The 24,837-nt window shown below is 73.9% G+C and carries 22 protein-coding genes; 13 read left to right on the forward strand and 9 right to left on the reverse strand.

Annotation, left to right across the window (positions count from 1 at the left end):
• Positions 1-25 precede the first annotated feature (25 nt).
• The 6 genes from AB0G50_RS13035 to AB0G50_RS13060 all read left to right on the forward strand — a co-directional run bounded on the left by AB0G50_RS13035 (position 26) and on the right by AB0G50_RS13060 (position 6,273).
• On the forward strand, positions 26-733 hold the full coding sequence (locus AB0G50_RS13035) for an EcsC family protein (RefSeq protein ID WP_360106398.1): 708 nt from the start codon (positions 26-28) through the stop codon (positions 731-733).
• A gap of 401 nt (positions 734-1,134) precedes the next feature.
• The gene (locus AB0G50_RS13040; protein WP_360106401.1) at positions 1,135-1,326 is read left to right on the forward strand and encodes a hypothetical protein; all 192 of its coding nucleotides are present in this window, start codon (positions 1,135-1,137) and stop codon (positions 1,324-1,326) included.
• Between the two features lie 24 nt (positions 1,327-1,350).
• Positions 1,351-3,996 (forward strand): AAA family ATPase, encoded by a 2,646-nt coding sequence (locus tag AB0G50_RS13045; protein ID WP_360106404.1) that lies wholly within the window; start codon positions 1,351-1,353, stop codon positions 3,994-3,996.
• 69 nt (positions 3,997-4,065) lie between these two features.
• A complete protein-coding gene (locus AB0G50_RS13050) occupies positions 4,066-4,602 on the forward strand; it encodes an NAD(P)H-dependent oxidoreductase (RefSeq protein WP_360106407.1) in 537 nt (178 codons plus the stop codon).
• Positions 4,599-5,798 (forward strand): MFS transporter, encoded by a 1,200-nt coding sequence (locus AB0G50_RS13055; RefSeq protein ID WP_360106410.1) that lies wholly within the window; start codon positions 4,599-4,601, stop codon positions 5,796-5,798. The genes AB0G50_RS13050 and AB0G50_RS13055 overlap by 4 nt, the downstream gene beginning before the upstream one ends.
• A 46-nt stretch (positions 5,799-5,844) precedes the next feature.
• A complete protein-coding gene (locus AB0G50_RS13060; RefSeq protein WP_360106413.1) occupies positions 5,845-6,273 on the forward strand; it encodes a CBS domain-containing protein in 429 nt (142 codons plus the stop codon).
• Positions 6,274-6,277: 4 nt separating this feature from the next.
• On the opposite strand, the gene AB0G50_RS13065 is transcribed toward AB0G50_RS13060, so the two are convergent.
• Positions 6,278-6,811 carry an ABATE domain-containing protein gene (locus AB0G50_RS13065; protein ID WP_360106416.1) on the reverse strand — a complete coding sequence of 178 codons (534 nt, stop codon included), beginning with the start codon at positions 6,809-6,811 and terminating at the stop codon, positions 6,278-6,280.
• A gap of 86 nt (positions 6,812-6,897) precedes the next feature.
• Here AB0G50_RS13065 and AB0G50_RS13070 point away from each other — a divergent pair, with 86 nt between their 5' ends.
• Positions 6,898-7,551 carry a maleylpyruvate isomerase family mycothiol-dependent enzyme gene (locus AB0G50_RS13070; RefSeq protein WP_360106419.1) on the forward strand — a complete coding sequence of 218 codons (654 nt, stop codon included), beginning with the start codon at positions 6,898-6,900 and terminating at the stop codon, positions 7,549-7,551.
• Here AB0G50_RS13070 and AB0G50_RS13075 read toward each other — a convergent pair.
• Complete coding sequence (locus AB0G50_RS13075; protein WP_360106422.1) at positions 7,535-8,305, reverse strand: arylamine N-acetyltransferase; 771 nt, start codon at positions 8,303-8,305, stop codon at positions 7,535-7,537. The genes AB0G50_RS13070 and AB0G50_RS13075 overlap by 17 nt on opposite strands.
• Before the next feature lie 110 nt (positions 8,306-8,415).
• Between AB0G50_RS13075 and AB0G50_RS13080 the strand changes: the two genes are divergently transcribed.
• A complete protein-coding gene (locus AB0G50_RS13080; protein ID WP_360106425.1) occupies positions 8,416-9,081 on the forward strand; it encodes an endonuclease V in 666 nt (221 codons plus the stop codon).
• On the opposite strand, the gene AB0G50_RS13085 is transcribed toward AB0G50_RS13080, so the two are convergent.
• Positions 9,069-10,298, reverse strand: a complete 1,230-nt coding sequence (locus AB0G50_RS13085; RefSeq protein WP_360106428.1) for a 6-phospho-beta-glucosidase — start codon at positions 10,296-10,298, stop codon at positions 9,069-9,071. The two genes, AB0G50_RS13080 and AB0G50_RS13085, sit on opposite strands and share 13 nt — an antisense overlap.
• Positions 10,295-11,161 carry a LysR family transcriptional regulator gene (locus tag AB0G50_RS13090; RefSeq protein WP_360106431.1) on the reverse strand — a complete coding sequence of 289 codons (867 nt, stop codon included), beginning with the start codon at positions 11,159-11,161 and terminating at the stop codon, positions 10,295-10,297. Before AB0G50_RS13090 ends, AB0G50_RS13085 begins: the two co-directional genes overlap by 4 nt.
• 303 nt (positions 11,162-11,464) lie before the next feature.
• On the opposite strand from AB0G50_RS13090, the gene AB0G50_RS13095 reads away from it, so the two are divergent.
• From AB0G50_RS13095 to AB0G50_RS13110, 4 genes are all read left to right on the forward strand, one after another.
• A complete protein-coding gene (locus tag AB0G50_RS13095; protein WP_360106434.1) occupies positions 11,465-13,300 on the forward strand; it encodes a Xaa-Pro dipeptidyl-peptidase in 1,836 nt (611 codons plus the stop codon).
• 94 nt (positions 13,301-13,394) lie between these two features.
• The gene (locus tag AB0G50_RS13100; protein ID WP_360106437.1) at positions 13,395-14,147 is read left to right on the forward strand and encodes a peptidoglycan DD-metalloendopeptidase family protein; all 753 of its coding nucleotides are present in this window, start codon (positions 13,395-13,397) and stop codon (positions 14,145-14,147) included.
• Between the two features lie 230 nt (positions 14,148-14,377).
• Positions 14,378-15,358, forward strand: a complete 981-nt coding sequence (locus AB0G50_RS13105; protein WP_360106440.1) for a DUF4192 domain-containing protein — start codon at positions 14,378-14,380, stop codon at positions 15,356-15,358.
• 1,912 nt (positions 15,359-17,270) lie between these two features.
• Positions 17,271-18,395 carry an MFS transporter gene (locus tag AB0G50_RS13110; RefSeq protein WP_360106443.1) on the forward strand — a complete coding sequence of 375 codons (1,125 nt, stop codon included), beginning with the start codon at positions 17,271-17,273 and terminating at the stop codon, positions 18,393-18,395.
• 8 nt (positions 18,396-18,403) lie between these two features.
• On the opposite strand, the gene AB0G50_RS13115 is transcribed toward AB0G50_RS13110, so the two are convergent.
• Genes AB0G50_RS13115 through AB0G50_RS13135 form a run of 5 tightly spaced genes read right to left on the reverse strand, consistent with a single transcriptional unit; the run spans position 18,404 to position 23,908 of the window.
• The gene (locus tag AB0G50_RS13115) at positions 18,404-18,985 is read right to left on the reverse strand and encodes a TetR family transcriptional regulator (protein WP_360106446.1); all 582 of its coding nucleotides are present in this window, start codon (positions 18,983-18,985) and stop codon (positions 18,404-18,406) included.
• On the reverse strand, positions 18,985-21,033 hold the full coding sequence (locus AB0G50_RS13120) for a prolyl oligopeptidase family serine peptidase (RefSeq protein ID WP_360106449.1): 2,049 nt from the start codon (positions 21,031-21,033) through the stop codon (positions 18,985-18,987). The genes AB0G50_RS13115 and AB0G50_RS13120 overlap by 1 nt, the downstream gene beginning before the upstream one ends.
• Positions 21,033-21,995 (reverse strand): UDP-glucose 4-epimerase GalE, encoded by a 963-nt coding sequence (gene galE / locus AB0G50_RS13125; protein WP_360106452.1) that lies wholly within the window; start codon positions 21,993-21,995, stop codon positions 21,033-21,035. The genes AB0G50_RS13120 and galE overlap by 1 nt, the downstream gene beginning before the upstream one ends.
• Before the next feature lie 54 nt (positions 21,996-22,049).
• Positions 22,050-23,219, reverse strand: a complete 1,170-nt coding sequence (galK, locus tag AB0G50_RS13130) for a galactokinase (RefSeq protein ID WP_360106455.1) — start codon at positions 23,217-23,219, stop codon at positions 22,050-22,052.
• Entirely contained in the window at positions 23,216-23,908 is a 693-nt protein-coding gene (locus AB0G50_RS13135) for an iron dependent repressor, metal binding and dimerization domain protein (RefSeq protein WP_360106458.1), read from the reverse strand. Before AB0G50_RS13135 ends, galK begins: the two co-directional genes overlap by 4 nt.
• A gap of 61 nt (positions 23,909-23,969) precedes the next feature.
• On the opposite strand from AB0G50_RS13135, the gene AB0G50_RS13140 reads away from it, so the two are divergent.
• A complete protein-coding gene (locus tag AB0G50_RS13140) occupies positions 23,970-24,821 on the forward strand; it encodes a sulfurtransferase (RefSeq protein ID WP_360106461.1) in 852 nt (283 codons plus the stop codon).
• Positions 24,822-24,837: the final 16 nt, after the last annotated feature.

The following is a 24,837-nucleotide window of genomic DNA, read 5'->3' on the forward strand; positions in this document are numbered from 1 at the left end:
GGTCGTGGCGCGCTAACCTCGGTGCATGGAGTCTTCGGGTGCGTTGACCAGGGCGCAGCAGGGCGCGGTGGACCACCTGCTGCGGGTGGGGATCAACGGGTTCGGGCCGTTCAAGGGCGCGGCGGACACCGCGGCCGAGGAGTTGGCGACGCGGGATCGCGACGAGGCGGTACGGCACCTCGTGCGCACGCACGTCACCGCGGCCGGGTTGCAGGGCTTCGCGACGAACGTCGGCGGGCTCATCACGCTCCCGATCACGCTGCCCGCCAACGTGGCGGCGTCCTACCTCGTGCAGACGCACCTGATCGCGTCGATCGCCGCCGTGCACGGGCACGACCTGGACAGCGACGAGGTGCAGACCGCGATCCTGGTGTGCCTGCTGGGCAACGCGGGCACCGAGGTGCTGAAGAAGGCCGGCATCCGGTTCGGCGCCAAGCTGACCATGAGCCTGATCGAGCGCATCCCGGCGAAGGTCATCACCGAGATCAACAAGCGGGTCGGCTTCACGCTCCTGGCGAAGTACACGACCACCCGGGCGGGCATCACCCTGGCCAAGGGCGTCCCGTTCGTCGGCGGCGTGATCGGCGGCAGCTTCGACGCGCTCACCACCCGGGCCGTCGGCGCGTTCGCGCACCGCTTCTTCGGCGACCGCACGCCTGCGGAGGCGGACCCGCTGGTGATCGACGGCGAGGTCGTGGAGATCGCCGAACTCCCGCCGACGCCCGCGCCCTGAACCCGGCCCGGGGAGGACCGGGACTTTAATCGGTTGGCCGGACGCGCGGGGCGGGGTAGCGTCCCTCCCATGTTCTTCCAGATCTACAGCTGAGGGTTCTCCCTCCGCGCCGGCCGAGGCCTCTGCCCGCCGTGCGCCCTTCTCCGGTGGCCTTAGCGGCTTGTGAACGGGACCTGGTCCCGTGACGCCCTTGCCCGCCTCGACAACGACGAGGAGGCGACGCATGCCCACCATGCGCAACGAACCGCCCAAGCCCCGCCCGGTCCGCACCCCGGTGCCCGACCGCGGCCGGCAGGTGGTCGTGAACCCGCGTCAGTACGCCATGCGGCGTCGCTGACCGGCGCGAACCCGTAGAGCGCGCACCCCGGGAACGGGGCGCGCGAACACCCCTGGAGGGACCGATGATCGATCACGAGAGCACCGAACAGCCCGAAGAGCCCGCGGGCGAGCCCGAGGCCGTGCCCGAGGTCGTGCCCAACCGGGCCGAGCGACGGGGTCGCGGCCGCAAGGCCAAGTCCCTCGCGCAGACCCAGGGCCGGCCGCACCAGGCCGACTTCGTGGGACGACGGCTGTTCCGGCGCAACGCCGGCTGAGCACGGACTAGTCTCGGGCTCGCCATGAGCCCGCAGCTGACCAGTCCCGACCTCGTCGGTCGCGCCGAGGAGACCAGGCACCTCGCGGGCGCGTTCCACAACGCGCCCGCGACGGTGCTGCTCGGCGGCGAGGCCGGCGTCGGCAAGTCGCGGCTGGTCGAGGAGTTCATCGCGACCGTCGACGCGCACGTGCTGCGCGGCGGCTGCGTGGAGCTCGACGGCCTGCCGTTCGCGCCGTTCGTCGCCGCCCTGCGCGGCCACCCCCTGCTGCCGCAGGAGAAAATCGCCCTCGCGCCGCTGCTCCCCGGGCTCGCGGAACCGACCGCGACCACCGACGAGGCGCGGCCGAGGTTGTTCGAGGGCGTCCTGTCGTGGCTCGGCAGGCTGTCCGCGCGCCGCCCGGTGCTGCTCGTCGTCGAGGACGCGCACTGGGCCGACCGCTCCAGCCGCGACCTGCTGGACTTCCTGGTGCGCAACCAGAAGGCCGTTCCCGGGCTGGTGGTGATCGTCACCTACCGGTCCGACGAGCTCCTCCGCGCGCACCCGGTGCGCCCGCTGCTCGCCGAGCTGTCCCGCGTGCCGCGGGTCCGCCGGTTCGAGCTGGAACGCCTGTCCGCCAAGGAGGTCCGCGCCCAGATGGCCGGAATCCTCGGCCACGAGCCGGATCCCGCGACGGCGCGGGCGGTGTTCGCGCGCAGCGAGGGCAACCCGTTGTTCGTGGAGGCGCTGCTCGACGGCGCGGCCGAGGCGTCGCTGGAGGAGTTGCTGGCCAGCCGCGTCGACCGGCTCGACCCGGACGCCGCCGCCGTCGTGCGCGCCGCGGCCGTCGCCGGCACGAGGGTGTCGCACGCGGTGCTGAGCGCCGTCGTGGACACCACCGCCGTCAGGTCCACTGTGGACGGTGGGGTGCTGGTGCCGACCGACGACGGCTACGCGTTCCGGCACGCCCTCATCCGCGACGTCGTGTACCGGCGACTGCTGCCGGGCGAACGCGTCGACCTGCACGCCGCGTACGCGAAGGCGCTCCCGGTGGACCGGGCCGCCGAACTCGCGCACCACCACTTCGCCGCGGGCGACCCGGGAAGCGCCGTCACCGCCGCGTGGCGCGCCGCCCGCCAGGCCCGCGACTCGCTCGCGTTCGCCGAGCAGCTCGCCATGCTGGACCGGGTGCTCGACCTGTGGTCGCACGCGGAGCACCTCGGCGTCGACCGCGCCACCGTGCTGGAGACCGCGGGCGAGGCCGCGTGCCGGGCGGGGGAGCCCGAACGGGGCGTCGCGCTGACCTCCGAGCTGCTGGCGCTGCTGGACCGGGACCGCGAGGTCGTCCGGTTCGCCGCCGTGCTGGAGCAACGGGCCCGCGCGCGCCCGCTGCCGCACGCCCTGGACGACCACCGGGCCGCCGTCGCGCTCGCGCCCGAGAACCACCCGATCCGGGGTTTCCTGCTCAACTCGCTGGCCGCCCGGCTGATGGAGGTGCCGCTGCCGGACGAGGCCGAGCGGGTCGCGACCGAGGCGCTGGGCGCGGCGCACCACGCGGGAGACGACCCGTCCGAGGCCGCCGCGCTGATCACGCTGGCCGTGCTCGCCGCGCGCCGGGGCGACCTCGACGCCCAGCTGCCCCGGCTCGCGAAGGCCAGGGACATCGCCGAACGCGTCGCCGCGCACCGCGTGCACCTCCGCTCGCTGCACTGCGAGTCCTCGCTGGCGCACGCGTACGGCCGGCTGGACCGGGCGGAAACCCTGGCGCGCCGCGGACTTCGCGCCGCGCGGGAGATCGGCCTCGTCCGGGCCTCCGGCGCGGTGCACGCCATCGACCTCGCCGCCGCGCTGGTCGCCGCGGGCCGCTGGGACGAGGCGAAGGAAACCGTCGACCACGCCCTGGACCACGCGCCGCCGGCCGCGCAGCACGCGCAACTGCTGTGCCTGTGCGCCGTCGTGGACCTGCGCCGGGGCGACGTCGGGCGGGCCGGTCACGCGCTGGGCCAGGCGAAGGCGCTCGCCGAACGGGTCACCTTCGGCCAGGACCCGCTCGCACTCGTCCGCCTCGACGTCGAGTTCCGCCTGGCGACCGGCGGTGACGCCGCGACGCCGGTGCGCGAGGCGCTGGAGCGGACCGACCTCGACCACCTGTCCCGCTTCGCCTGGCCACTGCTCGTGCTCGGCCGCCGCGCGGGCCTTCACCCCGCGCCGATCCGGGTCGTCGGACCGGTCCAGGAGGCGTGGGCGCACACGTTCCACGAGCGGTGGCCGGAGGCCGTCGAGGCGTGGGCGGCGCTCGGTCAGCCGTACCGGCTCGCGCGGAACCTGCTCGGCCTCGCCACCACCACCTCCGGCGCGACCAGGGCCGAGGCGCTGCGGACCGCCGCCGCGCTCGCGGACGGGCTGCGCGCCGTGCCGTTGCGCGCCGAGATCGCCGACCTGGCCCGCCGCGCCCGCGTCCCGCTCACCGGCGAGGGACCGGCCGAACAGGCCAAACTCGGCCTCACCGCGCGGGAAACCCAGATCCTGCGGTTGGTCGCGGACGGGCTGGGCAACCGGGAGATCGGCGAGAAGCTGTTCATCAGCGCCAAGACCGCGAGCGTGCACGTGTCGAACATCCTCGGCAAGCTCGGCGTGGCGAACCGGGTCGAGGCGGCGGCCGCGGCCCACCGGCTCAGGCTGTTCGACTAGGCACCCGGGTCGCCCGACTAGGGCGGTCGCCCGATGTGCCGGCACCCGCCTTAGACCGACCGTTGTCCCATGACGAACACGATCCTGGGCATCGCGGGCAGCCTGCGGAAGCAGTCGTTCAACCGCCGCCTGCTGGTCGCCGCGAGCCACGAACTGCCCGCCGGCGTGCGACTCGCGCCGTGGGACGGCCTCGCGCACGTGCCACCTTTCGACGAGGACGCCGAGGACGGCCCGGAACCCGAACCGATCGCGGACCTGCGTGCCGCGATCACCGACGCCGACGCCCTGCTCATCGCGACACCCGAGTACAACGGCTCGATCCCGGGCCAGCTGAAGAACGCGCTGGACTGGGCGTCGCGCCCGTACGGCGCGGCGGTGCTGACCGGCAAGCCGGTGGCGGTGATCGGCGCGTCGCCGAGCGAGCGCGGCGCGGAGTGGGCGCAGGCGGACCTGCGCCGGGTGCTCGCGGTGGCCGGCGCGGACGTGCGCGCGGGCGAACTGGTGGTGGGCGAGGCCTTCCGCCGCTTCGACGAGCACGACCGCCTGCTGGACCACGGGTCGCGGCAGGTGCTGGGCGCGCTGCTGGCCGGTTTGGCGGGCCGGTGACCACGACGGTCGAGCGCACCCGCTGGGGCGCGGTGGTCGCGGTCGCGCTGGCGGTGGTGCTGGCCGCGCTGGACATGACCGTGGTGGCCGTCGCGCTGCCGGTGCTCGGCGCGGACCTGGGCGCCGGACCGTCGGTGACGCAGTGGGTGCTGCTCGCCTACAACATCCCGCTGGTCCTGCTGGCGCTGCCGTCCGGGCGGTGGATGGACCGGGCCGGGCACCTGCCCGCGTTCCTGCTGGCGGTCGGCGGGTTCGGCGTCACGAGCCTGCTGATCGCGCTCGCGCCCGGGATGGGCGCGCTGCTCGCGGCACGGGCGCTCCAGGGCGTGTTCAGCTGCCTGGTGGGCGCGACGACGATGCCGATCGTCGCCTCCTCGGTGCGGCCCGAGCACCGGGCGCGGGCGATGAGCGTGGTGCTGACGCTGATCCCGCTGAGCGGGGTGGCGGGTCCGGCGCTCGGCGGCGTGCTGACCGACGCGTTCGGCTGGCGGTCGGTGTTCCTGATCAACCTGCCGGTGGTGGCCGCGGCGGCGTGGGTGGGGGTGCGGTCGATCGTGCCGACGCCGGGCGGGTTGCCGTGGCGGGGCAAGCGCTTGCTGTTCGACCTCCGTCCCGTGCGGACGCTGTTCCGCGCGCCGCGGTTGACGCCGCCGGTGCTCGCGCTGCCGTTGATCGTCGTGGGCGTGGGCGCGTTGAACTTCGTGGTGCCCTACCTGCTGGCGCAGCGGTCCGCGAGCGTGGTCGGGCTGGTGCTGCTGTCCCTGTCGGTCGGGATGGCGGTGTTCTCGCCACTGGCGGGCGTGCTCGCGGACCGGTTCGGCTCGGCCCGGGTGGCGACGGCCGGCGCGGTGGTCGCGGTGGTCGCGACCGCGTCGCTGCTGCTGCTCGACGGCGAGCCGGGACCGTGGGACGTGGCCTGGCGGATGGGGCTGCTGGGCGTGGGGCACGGGTTGTTCGCCGGACCCAACGCGGCCGCGATCCTGGACCACACGCCGCCCGAGCTGATGGGCACCTCCGGCGGCGTGACGAACCTGCTGCGCACGCTCGGCTTCGCGGTCGGGCCGCCGCTGGCGGCCGTCCTGGTGGACCTGCGGTCGACGGTGGTGGCGTTGCTGCTGGTCACCGCGCTGGGTTGCGCCGCCCAGTGGTGGTCCGTCCGGGGAGACGGTCTCCCGCAACGCGGCGGAAAGCCGTAGCCTGCAAGGGGTACCACCTGGCCTAAGCAGATCAGGGAGGCGCCACATGAGGATCGCGGACGTGTTGCGGAGCAAGGGCACGGCGGTCGCCACGGTCGAACCGGGAGCCTCCGTGGCGCACCTGGTGGCCGTGCTGGCCGAGCACAACGTGGGTGCGCTGGTGGTCGTCGGCGACGACGGCATCGCGGGCATCGTGTCCGAACGGGACGTGGTGCGCCGGCTGCACGAGACGGGCGCGGACCTGCTGCGGTCGAGCGTCGCGGACATCATGACCGCCGAGGTGTTCACCTGCTCGCCCAAGGACGCCGTGGACGACCTGACCGTGGTGATGACCGAGCGCCGCTTCCGCCACGTGCCCGTCGTGGACGGTGGCAGGCTGGTCGGGATCGTCAGCATCGGCGACGTCGTCAAGAGCCGCATCAGCCAGCTGGAGGCGGGGCAGGACCAGCTGGCCGCCTACATCGCCCAGGGCTAGCCCGTCAGGCCTCGTGCGCGCGCCGGTAGTGCCGGCTGACCCGGGCGCGGTTGCCGCACGAGGGTTTGCACCACTCCTGGCGCGGGTGGGCCTTGACGAAGTAGCGCACGCACCCGGGGGCGAGGCACGCGCGCAGGTCGGCGCGGGCCTCGCCGCCCAGGAACTCGATCACGGCCGTGGCGAGGTCGGCCAGCAGTCGGTCGTCGGGCGAGGCGGTGTCCACGTAGGTCAGCACGGGCTCGTCGGCCCACTCCAGCCGCGCGGCGCGCGGTGCCCGTGCCGCCGCCTCGTTGACGATCTCCAGCGCGCGGGCCGGGTCCGGCAGGTGCGCGCTGTCGGGTCGACCCGCCGGCTGTCCGACGACCCGGGCGAACAGCGACCGGGTCGCCCAGCGCAGGGTCACCACGCGGTGGCGCAGCGCGTCGTCGGCGGGCCGACCGGCCCACGCGGCGAATCCCTCCGGGGTGGCCAGGAGGTCGGTGAACCGGCCGGTCCGGCCGCCGCGCACGGTCGCGGCGAACTCGAGGGCCAGGGTCATCCTGGTAATTCTAATGGACTTGGTGCGTGGATCCCGCTAGGTTCGCTGCCTAACGGAAATAGTGCACCAAACCATTAGGAGCAGTCGTGCCCGTACCCGATCAGGCACTGGACGCCCTGCGCAGGCTCGCGAGCCTGCTGGAAGGCCTGACCGACGCGCAGGTGGGTGAGCCGTCCCGGCTGCCGGACTGGACCCGCGGCCACGTGCTCGCGCACCTCGCGGGCGCCACGAACATGCTCGCGCGGCAGGCCGAGTACGCGGTCCGCAGCGAGCAGGTCGAGGTCTACTCGGGCGGCCGCCCGCAGCGGAACCTGGAGATCGAGACCTACTCGGGCCGGTCGGCCGACGAGCACCGGACCGCGGTCGCGGACGCCGTGCGCCGGCTCGAGACGGCGTGGAAGGCGGTCGAGGACTGGTCCGCGCCGGTCACCTACCGCGACGGGTCGCTGCTCGGCACGGCCGAGGCGACGTGGCGCGAGGCGGAGATCCACGCGCACGACCTGGCGCTCGGGCCGGTCGTCTGGACGCTCGACTTCGTCGACCACGCCGTCGACTTCCTGGCGGTCCGGGTCGCGGGCGGGCTGACGCTGAAGGCGACGGACGTGGACCGGATCTGGGAGCTGGGCGGCGGTGGCGCCGCGGTCGAGGGTACGGCCCAGGACCTCGCGCTGTGGCTCGCCGGCCGCGAACCCGACGGCGCGCTGACCGGTGAGGTGCCCGAGCTCAGCGAGTGGCCGTAGGCAGGGTCAGGCCGAAGTCGTCGCGCAGCACGGCGGTCCGCTCGTCGGCGGTCAGGGAGCGCTTCTCCGACCGGCCGTCGGGCGTCGCCCGGGTCAGCTCGGAGCCGACGATCGTGTGGCGGGCGTGGTCGTCCGTCCGCTGCACGACCAGCCTCCCGACGAACGGCGAGGTCGGGTGCGTCGACTGGAAGTGGTGGAGCACCGCGTAGTCGGCGGGGGTGCGAGGGTCGCGGGTGAACGCGTACAGCTCCACCCACCGGTCGCCCTGGTAGGAGGCCAGCGTGAACTCCTCGCCCGCGCGGTCCAGCCGGAACGTCCAGTCGCCCTGCGCCTGGAACGAGTCCTCCACCAGCGGCAACGGCTCCAGCAGCCCGCCGCCGCCGAACCCGACGTCGACCAGCCACTGCCGGTCCACCCAGAGCGCGGCGTGCGTCCGGGCGATGTCGCCGGTGCGGCCGAGCAGCACCTTCGCGGCCAACCCGGTGACCTCGTGGCCCAGCCGCTCCAGCACCGCCGCGAACAGCAGCGCGTGCTCGTAGCAGTAGCCGCCACGCCGCCGGGTGACGAGCTTGTCCTGGAGCGCCGGCACGTCGAGCGCGATCGGCGTGCCCGCCAGGACGTCCGCGTTCTCGAACGGGATCGCCGTCAGGTGCGCGCGGTGCAGCTCGCGCAGGGTCGCCGTCCGGTCGTCGGTCGGGGTGACGCCCACCCGGCTCAGGTAGGCGTCGAGGTCGAGCTGGTCACCGTTCCACACCGCGCCAGGATGTCAGGGTCGGCCGACGGGGCGTGCGCCGACCTCGCCGTGGACCGGCCGCGCCGCGCGTGGCAGGGTTCCGCGCGACCACTGGATCAGGGGGGGCGGCGTTGAGCGAGCACGAGGGCGTCCACCGCCCACCGGCGACGCCGGAGGAGGCCGTCGCGGAGCAGGAACGCCTGCGGCCGCTGGTGTCCACGACCACCGCGCCCGACTTCGCGCCCCGCCACGTGGCCGGGTTGGACGTGTCCTACGCGGACGACGACCGGGTGGCGGGCGCCGTCGTCGTGCTGGACCGGGAGACCCTGGAGACCGTCGACTCCGCGGTGGTGCTCGGCCGGGCCGATTTCCCCTACGTGTCAGGCCTGTTCGCGTTCCGCGAGCTGCCGACGCTGGTCGAGGCGCTGGGCCGGCTGACCGTCGCGCCGGACCTGCTGGTGTGCGACGGCCAGGGGTTGGCGCACCCCCGGCGGTTCGGGTTGGCGTGCCACCTGGGAGTGCTGGTCGACCTGCCGAGCATCGGGGTCGCGAAGACGCCGATGGGTCCGTTCGACGCGCCGGGTCCCGAGCGCGGGTCCGGCTCGCCGTTGCTGGACGACGGCGAGGTGGTCGGGCGCGCGCTGCGCACCCGGGTCGGCGTCAAACCGGTGTTCGTGTCGGTGGGGCACCGGATCGACCTGGACCGGGCGTGCGCCGAGGTGCTGCGGCTGTGCACCGTGCGGCTGCCGGAGACGACCCGGCGCGCGGACTCGTTGGGGCGCCGTCACCTCAGGTAGGCCAGCTCCGGGTGCCCGGTCGCGTAGGCCTCCAGGAGGTCGCGCGCCACCGACACCGAGTCGACCAGCGGGTGCAGCGCGAACGCCTTCAGCGCGGCCGACCGGGTGCCCTCCAGCACCAGCCGGTCGACCGCCTTGACGCTCGCGACCAGCGCGCCGGCGTGGTCGGGCAGCGGGCTCACCGGCAGCGGCCGCGCCCCCGTCCGGTCCACCGCGCACGGCACCTCCACAATGGCCTCTTCGTCCAGTGTGGACAGTGTGGAACCGTTGCGCACGTTGAGGATCAGCGTGGTCGGGTCGCCGCCGGCGAGGGCGTGCATGAGCGCCAGCGCGACGTGCTCGTACCCGCCGCCCTCCAGCGAGTCCCGGTCGCCCTCGCGGTCGTGCGCCATGTACGTGGCCTCGCGCTCCAGCCGCGTGGTCTCCCAGTCGACCTCGCCCCGGTAGAAGCGCTCCTGCTGCGCCAGCAGGAAAGCGCCCCGGTCGCCGCCCATCGCCTCGCGCGTCGAGTAGTAGTAGTGCAGGTACTCGTTGGGCACGGAGCCGAGCGCGCGCAACCACTCGCCGCCGAACAGCCTGCCCTCCTCGAAGTCCAGCCGGGAGTCGTCCGCGAGCAGGCCCGGCAGCAGGTTCGGGCCGCCGGTCGACACGCCCTGGAGCCACCCCAGGTGGTTCAGGCCCGCGTAGTCGAACACCGGGTCGGTCACCCCCAGCTTGCGCGCGACCCGGCGGCACAGGCCGACCGGCGAGTCGCAGATGCCGATCACCCGGCCGCCCAGGTGTTCCGCCATCGCCTCGGTGACCAGCCCGGCCGGGTTGGTGAAGTTGACCACCCACGCCTCCGGCGCGAGCCGGGCGATCCGCCGGGCGAGGTCGCGTGCCACGGGCACCGTGCGCAGGCCGTAGGCGACACCGCCCGCGCCGACGGTCTCCTGACCCAGCACGCCGTGCGCGTGCGCGACCCGCTCGTCCACCGCGCGTCCGCGCAACCCGCCGACCCGGATCGCGGAGAACACGAAGTCCGCGCCCGCGAGCGCCTCGTCCAGGTCCGTGGTCGCGGTGATCGGGGGACCACCGGCGAGCACCGCGCGCACGGCCGCGAGCCGGTGCGCGTCGACGTCGTGCAGGACCAGCTCGGTGATCCGCTCGTCGGACCGGATCGCGTTGTGCACCAGCGGAACCCGGAACCCGCCGCCGCCCAGCACCACGAGCCTCACACCGACCACCCCGCCTCGACCAGCAGCGCGACGAACGCGGTCGTCAACGGGTCCGCGTCGCGGTGCGTGTACGCGACCAGCGCGCGCCGGACCGGAGGGTCGGGCCGCAGCACGCGACCGTCGAACCCGGCGGGCAGCACGTTGCGCGGCACCAGCGCCGGGCCCAGACCCGCGGCCGCGAGCACCGGCGCGGCGGCGGTCTGCTCGGTGCGCACGGCCGCGCGCGGGGGGAAACCCCGGGCCAGGCAGGCCGCGTCGACCACGTCGGCCAGGCCGTTGGTCGGCGCGTAGTGCACCCACCCCACGTCCTTGAGCGACCACAGGTCGATCGTGTCGCCCTCGGGCCAGTCCGGCGGCAGCACCACCACGAACTCCTCCTCGCCCAGCACCGTCGTGGTGCCGGCCCAGCTCGTCGGCGCCGGGCCGACCGCGACGTCCGCCCGGCCCTCGGTCATCGCCACCCGCAGCTCGTCCGCGTGCCGGTGCTCGAACAGGGTCACCCGCACGTCGGGGTGCAGCGCGTGCCACCGCCGCAGCACGGGCGCCAGCGCGCCGAGGGTCAGCGAGTACACCGTGGCGACGCGCAGTTCGCCGCACTCCAGGCCCGCGGCGCGGCGGGCGGAGGTGGCGGCCCGCTCGGCGTCGGCGAGCGCGGCGCGGGCGTGCGGCAGCCAGGCGCGGCCGGCCGGCGTCAGTCGCACGGCGCGGGGCAGCCGGTCGAGCAGCTGCGTGCCCACGGTCCGCTCCAGGGCCCTGATCTGGTGCGACAGCGCGGGCTGGGTCACGTGCAGCAGTTCGGCGGCCCGGGTGAACGACCCCTCGTCCACGACCGTGACCAGGTACTCGAACTGGCGCAACGTCATGAACTCAGCTTATGCGGTCGGGCCGGAGCATGCCCTGGACTCATCCGGGTGAACCGGCCGGACCCTGTCCAGTCCTTTGTGGACGGTTCCGCCGACCGGGCGCGGGCCACCCGGACCAGTCGCCTCGACCGTGCCGGGACTGCACGTGGCGTGCCGAGTCTGCACAGGTCCGAGTGCCTGGTCAAGGGCCGATCGTCGGGTCTGCGCCCACCGTCCACAGTGGACTTGGGACGGTCTTGACACGTCTCGCGGACGGGCGGGAGGGTGCGCAGCGACCTTGTCCTACACATGATGGGGGTTGGCGTGAAACGTGCACGGAGAACCGCGCTGCTCGCGGCGCTGGTGACGCTGGGCTTCGTGCCCGCGGTCGCCCGGGCGGCCGAGGGGCCGGTGTTCGTCGACGGCGAGGCGCAACCCGTCTTCAGCTCGACGGACGTGGTGCGGGAGAGCCTGTGGGTGCGCGCGCCGGTCGACAGCGACCGCGACGGCCGCGACGACGAGGTGTACACCGAGGTGGTCCGCCAGAAGGCGACCGACCAGGGGCTGAAGGTGCCCGTGGTGTTCTTCAACAGCCCGTACTTCTCCGGCGGCAACGAGGTGACGAACCACAACGTCGACGTCGAGCTGTACGTGCCGAACCGGCACGGCGGTCTCGACCGGCGGGACGGCTCGCTGCTGAAGGCGGACGCCGACGAGCGGATCGCGGCGGCGGTCGGTCCGAACGCCGGTCGCATCACCTCGGCCCGGTACGAGGCCTACTTCGTGTCGCGCGGGTTCGCCGTGGTGTACGCGGAGTCGCTCGGCACCGGCCAGTCCACCGGCTGCCCGACCTCGGGCGGTCGCAACGAGACCATCGGCTCCCGCTCGGTCATCGACTGGCTCAACGGCCGCGCGTCGGCGCGCGACGCCGACGGCAAGAACGTCAAGGCGACCTGGACCACCGGCAAGGTCGGCATGATGGGCGTGTCGTACAACGGCACCCTGCCCAACGCGGTCGCGTCCACCGGCGTGCGCGGGCTGGAGACGATCGTGCCGATCGCGGCGATCTCCAGCTGGTACGACTACTACCGGGCCGACGGCGCCGTGGTCGCGCCCGGCACGTACCAGGGCGAGGACCTGGACGTGCTGGCGGACTACGTCTACACGCGCGCGGACCGGGAGATCTGCAAGCCCGTCATCGCGGACCTGGTGAAGAAGCAGGACCGGGTGACCGGTGACTACAGCGCGTTCTGGGACGAGCGGAACTACGTCAAGGACGCGTCGAAGGTCCGGGCGTCGGTGCTCGCCGTGCACGGGCTCAACGACTGGAACGTGAAGCTCAAGAACGTGTCGCAGTGGTACGCGGCGTTGCGGCGCAACGGCGTCGAGCACAAGATCTGGCTGCACCAGTCCGGGCACACCGACCCCGACGTGCTGCGGTCGGTCGAGTGGCGGCGGACGCTCAACCGGTGGTTCTCGCACTACCTGTACGGCGTCGACAACGGGATCCAGCGCGAGCCGAAGGCCACGATCCAGCGCGAGGACGGCGTGACGTGGACCGACGAGGCCGACTGGCCCGCTCCGGGCACGTCCACCGCGCGGGTCTACCCGTCGGCCGGCGGTTCGGCCAAGGGCGGTCTGGGGTTGGCGCAGCCGCACCGGCCGGTGGTGGAGTCGTTGACCGACGACGCGACCGTGACGGCGGAGTCGCTCGCGAACCTGCCGTCGTCGCCGAACCGGTTGTCCTACGGCACCCGGGCGCTCGCGACCGACCTCCGGTTCTCCGGCACGGCCAAGGTGTCGCTGGGCGTGTCGTTCGACAAGCCGGCGGCGAACGTGACCGCGCTGCTCGTGGACCGCGCGCCGGACGGCACCAGCCGGGTGATCACCCGCGGGTGGACCGATCCGCAGAACCGGGTGTCGCCGTCGGTGACGCTGCCGGTCAAGCCGGGCAAGCAGTACAAGGTCGACGTGGAGCTGGAGCCGAAGGACTACGTCGTCAAGGCCGGGCACGCGGTGGAGTTCGTGCTGCTGTCCAGCGACTACGACTACACGCTGCGGCCGAAGCCCGGTGCGGGCGTGTCGCTGGACCTGGCGTCGACGACGGTCGAGCTGCCCGTGGTGGGCGGTCCCTCGGCGTTGCGCAAGGCGGTTGGATAGTTGTTCACCGAGTGATCACCCGGTGACTCTTCCACCTCCGCGGCCGGTCGTGGTCCGATCCTGGGCCAGGTCGTGCGTCTCGCGGAGGTGGCGGATGAAGCGTGTGCTGGTGGCATTGGTGGCGCCGTTGGTGGGCCTCGTCCTCGTGCAGGGGGAGGCCACCGCGGCGCCCGCCTTCCAACTGCCGTTCCCGTGCGGTCAGGTGTGGGAGGGGCAGACCCGGACCGGGCACAGCCCGGCCAACTCGGTCGATTTCAACCGTTCGGGTGACGACGGTGACCCGGTCGTGGCGGCGGCCGGCGGGACCGTGACGCGGGTGGCGAACGAGGGTGCCACCAGTTACGGGCGGTGGGTGGAACTCGACCACGGCGGTGGTTACCGGACCCGGTACGCGCACCTGTCCGCGCAGCGGGTGACGGTGGGGCAGTCGGTGCGGCAGGGGCAGCAGATCGGGAACGTCGGGTCCACCGGCGGGTCGACCGGGCCGCACCTGCACTTCGAGGAGCGGCTGAACGGGGTCGACGTGAAGGCGGTGTTCAACGGGGCGCAGGCGCTGTACTGGGGCACCCGCAGCTACACGTCGCGGAACTCGTGCTCGGGGGTCGCGGGGACGATCGGGACCGACAGCGGCGCGTCCGTGACGGTGCGGTCGGGGCCGGGCACGTCGTACGCCGCGGTGGGGTCGGTGGCGGACGGCGCGACGGTGACGATCTCCTGCCAGGCCAAGGGGTCCACGGTCACCGGCAAGTACGGCACGACCGACCTGTGGGACCGGATCGGACCGGGCTACGTCTCCGACGCCTACGTGTACACGGGCTCGGACGGCCGCGTGGCGCCGGACTGCTGAGCCCTTCCGCTCCGACCACCTCCGGCCCGCCGTCGCCGCTCGCCGCCGCCGGCGTCGTCTTCCCGCCACTCGCCTTGCTGGCCGCCGAGTCCTCGAACTCGCGGGTTTCCGGACGGCCCTCCCGCCTCGTCGGCCCTCGTGGGGCCGGACTTGTCCACAGCCCCCCGACCTGTCCACAGTTCGACCGAACCCCGTGGCACCACCCCACCCTCCCGCGCCACCCTCGACCCATGCCCCGAACCCACGTCACCACCCCCGCCGACCTCCTCGCCGCCGTGCCCCACCTGCTCGGCTTCCACCCCTCCGACTCGCTCGTGCTGCTGGTGCTCGAGGGCCGCGCGATCACCCTGACCCTGCGCACCGACCTGCCACCGCCGCGCGGCACGCCGCTCTCGACCGGGCTGCTGCTCCCGCCGGTGCTGGACCGGGCGGACGCGGTGTTGGTCGTCGTGGTCGGCGGCGGTGGCGGCGACCCTCCCGAGGTGCTGCCGGAGGCGGAGCTGGCGGCGGCCCTGGAGGTCGCGCTGGCCGTCGAGGGCGTGCCGGTCCTGTTCTCGGTGTGGACGTCGGAAACCGCGCACGACGCCCGGTGGTTCAGCTACCACGACGTCCGGGAGTGGGGCCGCGTGGCGAACCCGGCGACGTCCCCGGTCGCCGCCGCGTCCGCGATGGCGGGCCACGTGACGTTCCGCAGCCGGGAGGAGCTGCGCTCACACCTGTCCCCGTCGGACCCGGAGGCCCTGTCCCGCCGGGCCGCGCTGCTCGACCGCGCCGTCGTCACCCCGGCCGACCCGGCACGCGGCCGAGCCCTGGTGCACGCGGAGGTCCTGCGCGCCGCCACCCGCAAGCGCCCGCTGACCGACGAGGAGGTGGCCGCCCTCGCCCACGCCCTCTCCGACCTCTGGGTCCGCGACTCGTGCCTGGCCTACGCGGTGGGCGAGCACCACGTGGGCGCCGAACGCCTGTGGACCGAACTGACCAGATCCACCCCGGCCCCGGAACGAGCGGAACCGGCCACCCTCCTGGCGATCACCGCGTACCTGCGCGGCGAGGGCGCCCTGGCCCGAGTCGCCTTGGAGGAAGCCGAAAAAGCCCACCCGGGCCACACCCTGACGACCCTCCTGAAAGCAGCCCTGGACATGGCCCTACCCCCGGAAAAAGTAAGGGACCTGGCCCTGAAAGCCGCCCAAGCCGCCTGGCCCCCACCATGACCCCCACCCCCTCACCCACCCGCACCTCTACCGCCAGCCACACCACCCCGATCGCACTCCGCCCAACCGGCAGCACTCCAACCCCCGGCCACCCGCGACAATCCCGAGCACCAGCCCTCCTCCGCACCGACCCTCCCGACGCCGAGCGCACCTCCCGCGAGAGCCAGGATCGCCGTTCCGGAACCGACCGCGTCAAGCCGGCCCCACCCTGGCTGCCCTTCGTGCGGAGTCCGCCACAGCCATCCCCGTGGCGACCTCCGCCACGGCCCTCCGCGCCCCAAGCCTGGTGCTTCCCCCAGCGCGCCCGTCCCGGAAGGGCGTGGCGTCCGCGCCCGGATCCCGGTGGTGAAGCCAAAAGCCCAAGCCGACTCGCGCCGCCGCCACCCTCCGGGCTCGCCCCGCCCCGGCCATGCCCGCCGGCGTGGCGCGCGCCCGCGCGGAGCGAGCCGTGCACCAAACCAGCAAGCTTGCGAGCAGCAGGCGGCAAACTTGTGGGTGCCGGGCGCCACCCTCCGGACAGCGGACGCGGGCTGCTCAAGCTCCGCCATGGCCTCTGCTCCGCAATCCCAGGCGCTGGGGCCGCGCTCAGGGCGGCCATCCTGGGCGAGCTTGAGGCGTGGGCGGCTCGAATCCCCGTGGTGAAGCCAAAAGCCCAAGCCGGCCCACGTCGTGGCAGCCTTCCGAGCTCGCTCCGCCACGGCCATGCCCGCCGGTGTGGCGCGCACCCGCGCGGAGCGAGCCCTGCGCCAAACCGGCAAGCTTGCGGGCAGCGGTCGGCAAGCTTGTGAGCGGCGGGCGGCTCAAGCTCCGCCATGGCCACCGCTCCGCAATCCCGAGTCCTGGGCCTCGCCCGGGGCCGGCCGTCCCGGACGGGCGTGGGGTCTGCGGCTCGGATTGCCGTAGTGGAGCCAAAAGCGTCAAGCCGACTCGCGTCGTGGCTGCCCTTGTGGCTCGGTTCGGCACAGCCATGCCCGTCGGTGTTGCGCGCGACCTCGCGGCGCGTGCCATGCGCCGAACCGGCAAGCTTGCGGGCTGCGGGCTGCTCAAGCTCCGCCTGGCCACTGCCCGCAATCTCGAGTCCTGGGGTCTCACCCTCAGGGCGGCCATCCTGGGCGGGCTTGAGGCGTGGGTGGCTTGGATCGCTGTGGTGAAGCCAAAAGCGCCAAGCCGACTCGCGTCATGGCGGCCTTCCGGGCTCGCTTCGGCACGGCCATGCCTATCGGTGTGGCGCGCGACCGCGCGGAGCGGGCCGTGCGCCACACCGGCAAGCTTGCGGGCGGCGGGCGCGGGCGCGGGCGGCTCAAGCTCCGCCGTGGCCGCCGTGGCCACCGCTCCGCAATCCCGAGTCCTGGGGCGTTGCCCGGGGCGGCGGTCCTGGACGGGCGTGGGGTCTGCGGCTCGGATTGCCGTGGTGGAGCCAAAAGCGCCAAGCCGACTGGCGTCGTGGCGGCCTTCCGGGCTCGCTTCGGCACGGCCACGTCCGTCGGTGTGGCGCGGGACTCGCGGAGCGAGCCGTGCACCGAAGCGCCGCGCTTGCGGGCGGCGGGCTGCGCCATGGCCACTGCTCTCCGCAATCCCCAGCGCTGGGCCTCCCCCCTGGGGCGGCGGTCGCTTCGCCATGGCCACGTCCGTGGTGAGGTGCGCGACCTCGCGGAGCGAGCCGACAGCCGCGAGTCGCCGCTGGGCCGGTTCGGCCACTGCGTTCGGCGAGCTCGATCCCCGAGCCCCCAGGGTTCGGCGCTGGCTTCGGAAAGCCGTCCCGGGTCGTCGGCCACGCCGAGAGTGCCGCTCTCAGCATGGGACGCGGGTCACATTCCATCCGTAACGTTGGAAGGCGAGGTGAAGGCGGGCCTAGGGTGAAATCCAACTACTAGGTTGGAGATAGTCGATGCACGCATCCCAGCGTTGGCTGGTGCCCGTCGTCGTCCTCATGCTCGGCGCCGTGGTCGTGGTGGCGCAGCTCTACCTCACCGTGCCCCTGCTGCCCGGCGTCGCCGACCGCTACGGGGTGTCGCTCGCCGCGGCCTCCTGGGTCGGTGGGGGGTTCGGGTTGGCGTTCGCGGTGGGGAGTCTGGTGTTCGGCACCGCTTCCGACCGGTTCGACCGGCGGCACGTGATGGTGGGTGGGGTGGTGGCCGGGGCGGTCGCGTGTGTGGTGGCCGGGGCCGCGCCCTCGTTCGAGGTGCTGTTGGTGGTGCGGGTGGTGCAGGGGTTCGCGGCGGCCGCCTTCCCCTCCGTCGCGCTCGCCCACGTCGCCGAGGCCGTGCCGGTGAGGCGGCGGGCGGTGGCGGTGACGGCGGTGTCCAGCTGCTTCCTCGTGGCCGGGCTGGTCGGGCAGGGGTTCGCCCTGCTGGTCGACCACGGGCTCGGGTGGCACTGGGTGTTCTGGTTGATGGCGCCCGTGCTGCTGGTCGTGGCCTTCGCGGTGTCGCGGTTGCCCGCCACCGGGCGGGCGGTGAGCGGTGGGTCGGTGGTCGGGGCGTTCCGGGAGTTGCTCGGGCGGCGCGAATTGCTGGTCGGGTACGCGGGGGCGGTGACGTTGCTGCTGACGTTCGTCGGCATGTACACCGCCTTCAACGCCGAGGTCGCGCACCGCTACGGCATCACCGAGGCCGCCGACCTGCTGCTGCTCCGGCTGCCCGGCCTGCCCGGCATCCTGCTGGGCGCGTTCGCGGGGCCGATGATCACCCGGTTCGGCGCGCACCGGGTCGCCGGCCTGGCGTTCGCCGCCGCCACCGCCGGACTGGCCGCGGAGGCCACCGCGACCTCGCTGTGGCTCCTGCTGCTCGGCTCGGCGGTGTACGTGGCCGGGCTGGCGGTCACCATCCCCGCCCTCATCGCGATCGTCGGCCAGGCGGGCGGCGACCACCGGGGCACCGCCCTGGCCGGCTACGGCTTCCTGGTGGGCCTGGGCGGTGGCGCGGGGCCGGTCGTGGTCACCACGATCACCGGGTTCGCGCCCGTCTGCCTGACCCTGGCCGCGGTGACCGCCGTCGCCGGCCTGGTGGTGGCCACCGGGCCCAGGGTCAAGGTCTGACACCGGGTTCAGGGCGCGGCGAGCCGCCGGGCGGCCTCCACGACCGCGGCCCGGCGGCGGTCGTCCTCGGCCGGACCCGCCGCGCCGGTCACCATGTCCGCGACCTGCGGCACGGACCACCACCAGGCGCTCAGCGACATCACCAGGAACACCAGGTCGGCCGCCGGCACCGACGTCGTCACCCGACCCGCCGACTGCGCCGCCGCGAACGCCGCCACCTTCTCGCGGTAGTGCGCGGCGCGCCGCTCGCGGTCCGGGACCTCGCGGTCGCGGTGGGCCAGGGCCTCCCACTGGAGCAGCCGGGCCAGGTGCGGGTTCTCGCGGTGGTAGTCGAAGCACCGGCCCGCGTAGTCGCCCACGTCCTCCAGCGACCCCACCGGCACCGCCGCCGCGATCTTCGCCAACTCGTCGGCGAGCACGGTCGTGAACAACCGCTCCTTGTCGCCGAAGTAGTTGTACAGCCGCTCCTTGTTGATCCCCGCCCGCGCCGCCACGCGGTCCATCCGGGTGCCCGCCAAGCCGTGCTCGGCGAACTCCGCGACCGCGGCCTCCTTCAGGCGCCGGCGGGTCTCCTCCGTGTTCCACGCCATCACAGCGACTCGGGACGCCGCCACGGCTCGCCGAGCACGTGCTCCGTCAGGAACGCCAGCACCGTCTCGTACCAGACCTTCGCGTTGCCCGGCGTCAGGATCCAGTGGTTCTCGTTCGGGAAGTACAGGAACTTCGCCGGAACCCCGTGCCGCACCAGGTCGAAGTACAGCCGCTGACCCTCGGTCACCGGCACCCGGTAGTCCTTGTCGCCGTGGATCACCAGCATCGGCGTCTTGATGTCGGCCACCCGCAGGTGCGGCGAGTTCGCCCGCACCCGCTCGTACTGCTTCAGCGGGTCGCCCATCTCGCGGATCCAGTAGTACGAGTCGTCCGTGGTGCCGGTGAACGCGTCCAGGTGCCACAACGACGCGTGCGTCACGATCGCCGAGAACCGGTCGGTCCGGGTCGCGATCCAGTTCGACATGTACCCGCCGAACGACCCGCCCATCGCCGCCGTCCGCGACTCGTCCACGTCCGCGCGCCGCGCCGCCACGTCGGTGATCGCCATCAGGTCGGTGTACGGCTTGGCGCCCCACGACGCCCACCCGGCGCGCACGAAGTCGCGCCCGTACCCGGTCGACAGCGCCGGGTCCGGCAGCAGCACCGCGTACCCGCGCGCCGCCATCAGCCACGGGTTCCAGCGCCAGCTCCAACTGCTCCAGCTCATCACCGGACCGCCGTGCACCCACAGCAGCAGCGGAGCGGGGCGGTCCGCCGAGGCGCCCTCGGGCAGCACGAGCCACGCCCGCACCGTCCGACCATCCTCGACCACCGTGTCGACCTCGGTCAGCGTGCCCGGCAACGACGACACCGCGCCGGGCGCCGGCAGCACGACGGCCTCCTGCTCGACCGCCGAGGCGTCGAGCCGCACCGGCCGCGGCGGCGAGTCGAACGCACCGCGCACCGCGTACACCGCGCGACCGTCCGGGCTCACCCGCACCTCGCTGTACCCGCCGGACGCGGTCAGCCGCACCACCTCGCCGGAGGCCAGGTCCAGCCGCCAGATCGGCTGGTGGCCGCGGTGGCTCGAGGTGAAGTACACCGCGTCGCCGGTCGGCGACACCACCGGGCGCTCGGGCTCCTCGGCGAACCCCTCGGCCAGCGGGGTGACCTCACCGGAGCCCAGGTCGACCCGGATCAGCTCGTGGTGCCACGGCTCGTCCGGCGTCGAGTCCAGTTCGCGGATCGCCACCAGCGACGCCGAGTCCGGCAGGAACGACGGGTGGAAGTACGAGTACCCCTCGCCCTCCAGCAGCACCCGGTCCGCCGAGCCGTCGGTCGCGGCCAGCCGCAACCGGATCCGCGGGCCGTAGGACGCGCTCACCTCCACCCGCTCCGAGTACGCGACCCACCGGCCGTCCGGGCTCACCACCGGCGAGTCGTCCAGCCGCTGCCACGACGCCGGCGTCAGGTCGACCACCGAGTCCGCGTCCAGCCGGTCGCTGTCCACGCCGACCGGCGACCTCGTCGCCAGCACGCGCGGGAACGTCGGACCGAGGTCCGAGTCCCAGTGCCGGATCGGGTAGGACTCGTACAGGATCGCCGTCACGCCCGCGTCCTCGCGGCCCTTGCGGTGCTCCTCGTCGGACGGCCCGAAGCCCACCGACGGGTGCGCGCCGGACACCAGCACCACGGTGCCGTCCTCGCGCGCCACGCCGAACTCGGCCACACCACCCGCGGGCCGGTACAGCTCGCGCGCCTCGCCCGACGGCGGCAGCAGCCACAGCGCCGCCTTGTCCGCCGCCTTGTCGCCGGGCTTCGCCTCGACGTCCGGCCGCGCCGACAGGAACAGCAGCCCGCCGTCGGGGGTGAACGCGGGCGACGACTCGCCCTTCGCCGACCGGGTCAGCCGGCGCGCCGGCCGCTCGCCCGCGGGGTCCACCTCCCACAGCGCGCCCTGCCACGACTTGCCGTCCGGGGACAGCGCCGACACCACGGTCACCAACCGCGTCCCGTCCGGCGACAGCGCCAGCCCCCCGAGGCGGGGCACGGCGTTGAAGCTCGTCAGGTCCGCGAAATCACCGGCTTCGATCGTCCGGTCCGTCATCACGCCTCCTGGCGCGACCGGGTGAACTCCCAGGCGTCGCGCACGATGCCGGTCAGGTCCACTCGCTCGGGCTTCCAGCCCAGGTCGGTCCGCGCCCGCTCGCTGGAGGCCACCAGCGAGGCCGGGTCGCCACTGCGGCGCGGGGCCACGACGGCGGGGATCGGGTGCCCGGTCACCTCGCGGCAGGCGTCCAGCACCTGCTTGACCGAGAAGCCGAACCCGTTGCCCAGGTTGTAGACGCGGTGCTCACCCGTGACAGCGTGCTCCAACGCGAGCGCGTGCGCGTCCGCCAGGTCGGTGACGTGGATGTAGTCCCGGACGCACGTGCCGTCCTCGGTGGGCCAGTCGTCGCCGAAGATCTGCACCTGCTCGCGCTGCCCGAGCGCCACCTGGAGCACCAGCGGGATCAGGTGCGTCTCGACCGCGTGCCGCTCGCCGATCGCCCCGTACGCGCCCGCGACGTTGAAGTAGCGCAGGCTCACCGCAGCCAGGCCGTAGGAGCGCGCGTACCCGGTGATCGCGTGGTCGATCGCGAGCTTGGTCGCGCCGTAGGTGTTGGTGGGCCTGGTCGGCGCGGTCTCCGGGATCGGCACGGAGTCCGGCTCGCCGTAGGTCGCGGCGGTGGAGGAGAACACCAGGCGCGGCGTGCCGTGCGCCCGGATCGCGTCGAGCAGCTTCAGCGACGTGCCCACGTTGCCGTGCCAGTACTTCGCCGGGTTCTCCTGCGACTCGCCGACGAGCGACTTGGCCGCGAAGTGCAGCACGCCGTCGTACCCCTCGGCGAGCACGTCCTCGATCACGTCGTCGATGTTCTCGGCGATCAGCCGGACGCCCTCGGCCACCGCGTCCTCGTGCCCGGTGGACAGGTCGTCCAGCACGACGACCTCGTGCCCCGACTCGGCCAGCCTGGCCGCGGTCACGCTGCCGACGTACCCCGCACCGCCCGTGACGAGCAGCTTCACCGTTGTTACCCGCTTTCGTTCGTGACCGACTGTTCTCGTTGCCCTGCGGTGGTGTCAGAAGTCCCGACCGGCGCCCGCGGAGGGCACGCCGGTGAAGGTCCGCGGCACGGGCAGACCGCGCTCGGCGAACGCGTCGAGCACCGCGCGCACCACCGTCCCGTGCGCCTCCACAGGTACCAGAGCGATGACCGAGCCGCCGAAACCGCCGCCGACCATCCGGGCGCCCAGCGCGCCTGCGGCCAGCGCGGCGGCCACCGCGACGTCCAACTCCTCGACCGACACCCGGTAGTCGTCGCGCAGACTCGCGTGGGACGCGGTCAGCAGCGGACCCAGGTCGGCCAACCCGCCCGCGCGCAGCACCTCGACCGCGCGCAGCACCCGCTCGTCCTCGGTGACCACGTGCCGCACCAACGGCCGCAGCCGCCCGGGCAGCCGGTCGAGCGCGTCGGCCAGCCCGTCCGGCGGCACGTCGCGCAACGCGGGCACGCCCAGCAGCCCGGCCGCCTCCTCGCACCCGGCCCGGCGCGCGCCGTAGCCGCCGTCGGTGTGCGAGTGGCTCGACCGGGTGTCGACCACGAGGACCTCGAGCCCGTGCGCGGCCGCGTCGAACGGCACCTGCTCGGCCTTGCCCGACCGCACGTCCAGGAACAGCACGTGCGCCTCGACGCAGCACAGCGACGCGGTCTGGTCGAGCAGCCCGGTCGGCGCGCCGACGAAGTCGTTCTCCGCGCGCCTGACCCAGCGCGCGACACCCGCCCGACCCGGCTCGTCGTCGGGGGAGCGGCCGGCCAGCCCCAGCAGGGCCAGCGCGACCGCGCACTCCAGCGCGTGCGACGAGGACAACCCGGCGCCCGCGGGCAGGTCGCCCGCGACGACGAGGTCGGCGCCGGCGGCGACACCCTCGTCCCGCAGCACCCAGGCCACCCCGGCCGGATAGGCGGCCCAGCCGGTCACCGCGCCCGGCTCGAGGTCGGCGACCGCGATCGGGGCGGCCTGCCGAAGCCGGCCGTCGTCGCCGAGGGTGGCGACGGAGAGCACCCCGTCCGACCGCGGCGCCGCGGCGACCGCGATCCGGTGGGGTAGTGCGAACGGCAGCACGAAACCGTCGTTGTAATCCGTGTGCTCCCCGATCAGGTTCACCCGTCCGGGAGCGGACCAGACACCGTGCGGCGCGCTGCCGCGCGATGCGGAGAACGCGTCGGCGGCGCGCCGTGCCTGGATCACCTCGCCTGCACCAGCACCGCGTGTGCCACGGCCGGGTCCAGCTCGGCCTTGTGCCCGTTGCCGCGCACCTGGACGACCTTCGCGCCCGCCAACGACTCGACCTCGACCAGCTGACCCGGGATCACGTTGGCCGCCTTCAGCTCGGCCATCAGGTCCGGGTCCATCTGCACGTGTTCCGCGATCCGCTTCACCTCGACCGTGCCACCGCCGCGGCGGGCCACCTCGTCGATGCGGACCAGACCCGCCTCCACCGGAGGCGCGGGCTCGCCGTCGCCCAGCTTGTCCAAGCCGGGGATCGGGTTGCCGTAGGGGGACGTGGTGGGGTTGCCGAGCAGCGTCACGAGCTTGCGCTCGACCGCCTCGCTCATGACGTGCTCCCAGCGGCACGCCTCGCTGTGCACGTGCTCCCACTCCAGGCCGATGATGTCGACCAGGAGTCGTTCCGCGAGCCGGTGCTTGCGCATGACCGCGATGGCCAGGCTCCGGCCCTGCTCGGTGAGCTCGAGGTGCCGGTCGTCGGCGACGATCACCAGCCCGTCGCGCTCCATCCGCCCGACGGTCTGGCTGACCGTGGGACCGCTCTGCCCGAGGCGTTCGGCGATGCGGGCGCGCAGGGGCACCACGCCTTCTTCCTCGAGCTCGTAGATCGTCCGGAGGTACATCTCCGTGGTGTCGATGAGGTCGTTCACACCCGTTCCCCTTCGTGTGATGCCAATCCTAGTCGTCCCGTGACGGGTGCAGGATGGTGCCGTGCATCCACTGATCAGTACCGATGCCCTGGCGGTCGCGCTGGACGCCCCCCGTCCCCCGGTCGTGCTCGACGTGAGGTGGCGACTGGGAGGACCGCCGGGACGTCAAGACTACGAGGTCGGGCACCTCCCCGGCGCGACGTACGTCGACCTCGACGCGGATCTGGCCGCGGCGCCCGGTCCGGCGGGCAGGCACCCGCTCCCGACCGCCGCCCACCTCCAGTCGGTGCTGCGGGCCGCGGGCGTCTCGACCGGACACCCGGTCGTGGCCTACGACGGCGGCGACGGGTCGGTCGCGGCGCGCGTCTGGTGGCTGCTGCGGTGGGCGGGCCACCCGGAAGTGGCGATTGTGGACGGTGGCTACGCGGCGTGGGTCGCCGCGGGACTCCCCGTCACCACCGAGGAACCGGTCCGCGTCGAGGGCGACGTCGTGGTGCGACCCGGCGCGATGCCGGTGGTGGACGCGCACGGCGCGGCGGAACTGGCGCGGGTCGGCACGCTGCTCGACGCGCGGGCGGGCGCGCGCTACCGCGGCGAGACCGAGCCGGTGGACCCGAGGGCGGGCCACATCCCGGGCGCGGTCAGCGCGCCGTCGGCCGAGCACGTCGGCGCGGACGGCAGGTGGCTTCGGTCCGAAGCGCTCGCGTCCCGCTTCGCGGGACTGGGTGTGCGCGCGGACGAGCCGGTCGGCGCCTACTGCGGGTCCGGCGTCACCGCGTCGTCGGTCGTGCTGGCGCTGGAGGCGGCGGGCGTGACCACCGCGGACCGCCCGGCGATCCTCTACCCCGGCTCGTGGTCGAACTGGTGCGCCGACCCGGGCCGCGAGGTGGCCACCGGCGGCGAGCCGGGCTGACCGGTGTCCGGCCGGG

The organism is Actinosynnema sp. NPDC020468 (genome assembly GCF_040642015.1).
In the GTDB taxonomy this organism is placed as follows: Bacteria; Actinomycetota; Actinomycetes; order Mycobacteriales; family Pseudonocardiaceae; genus Actinosynnema.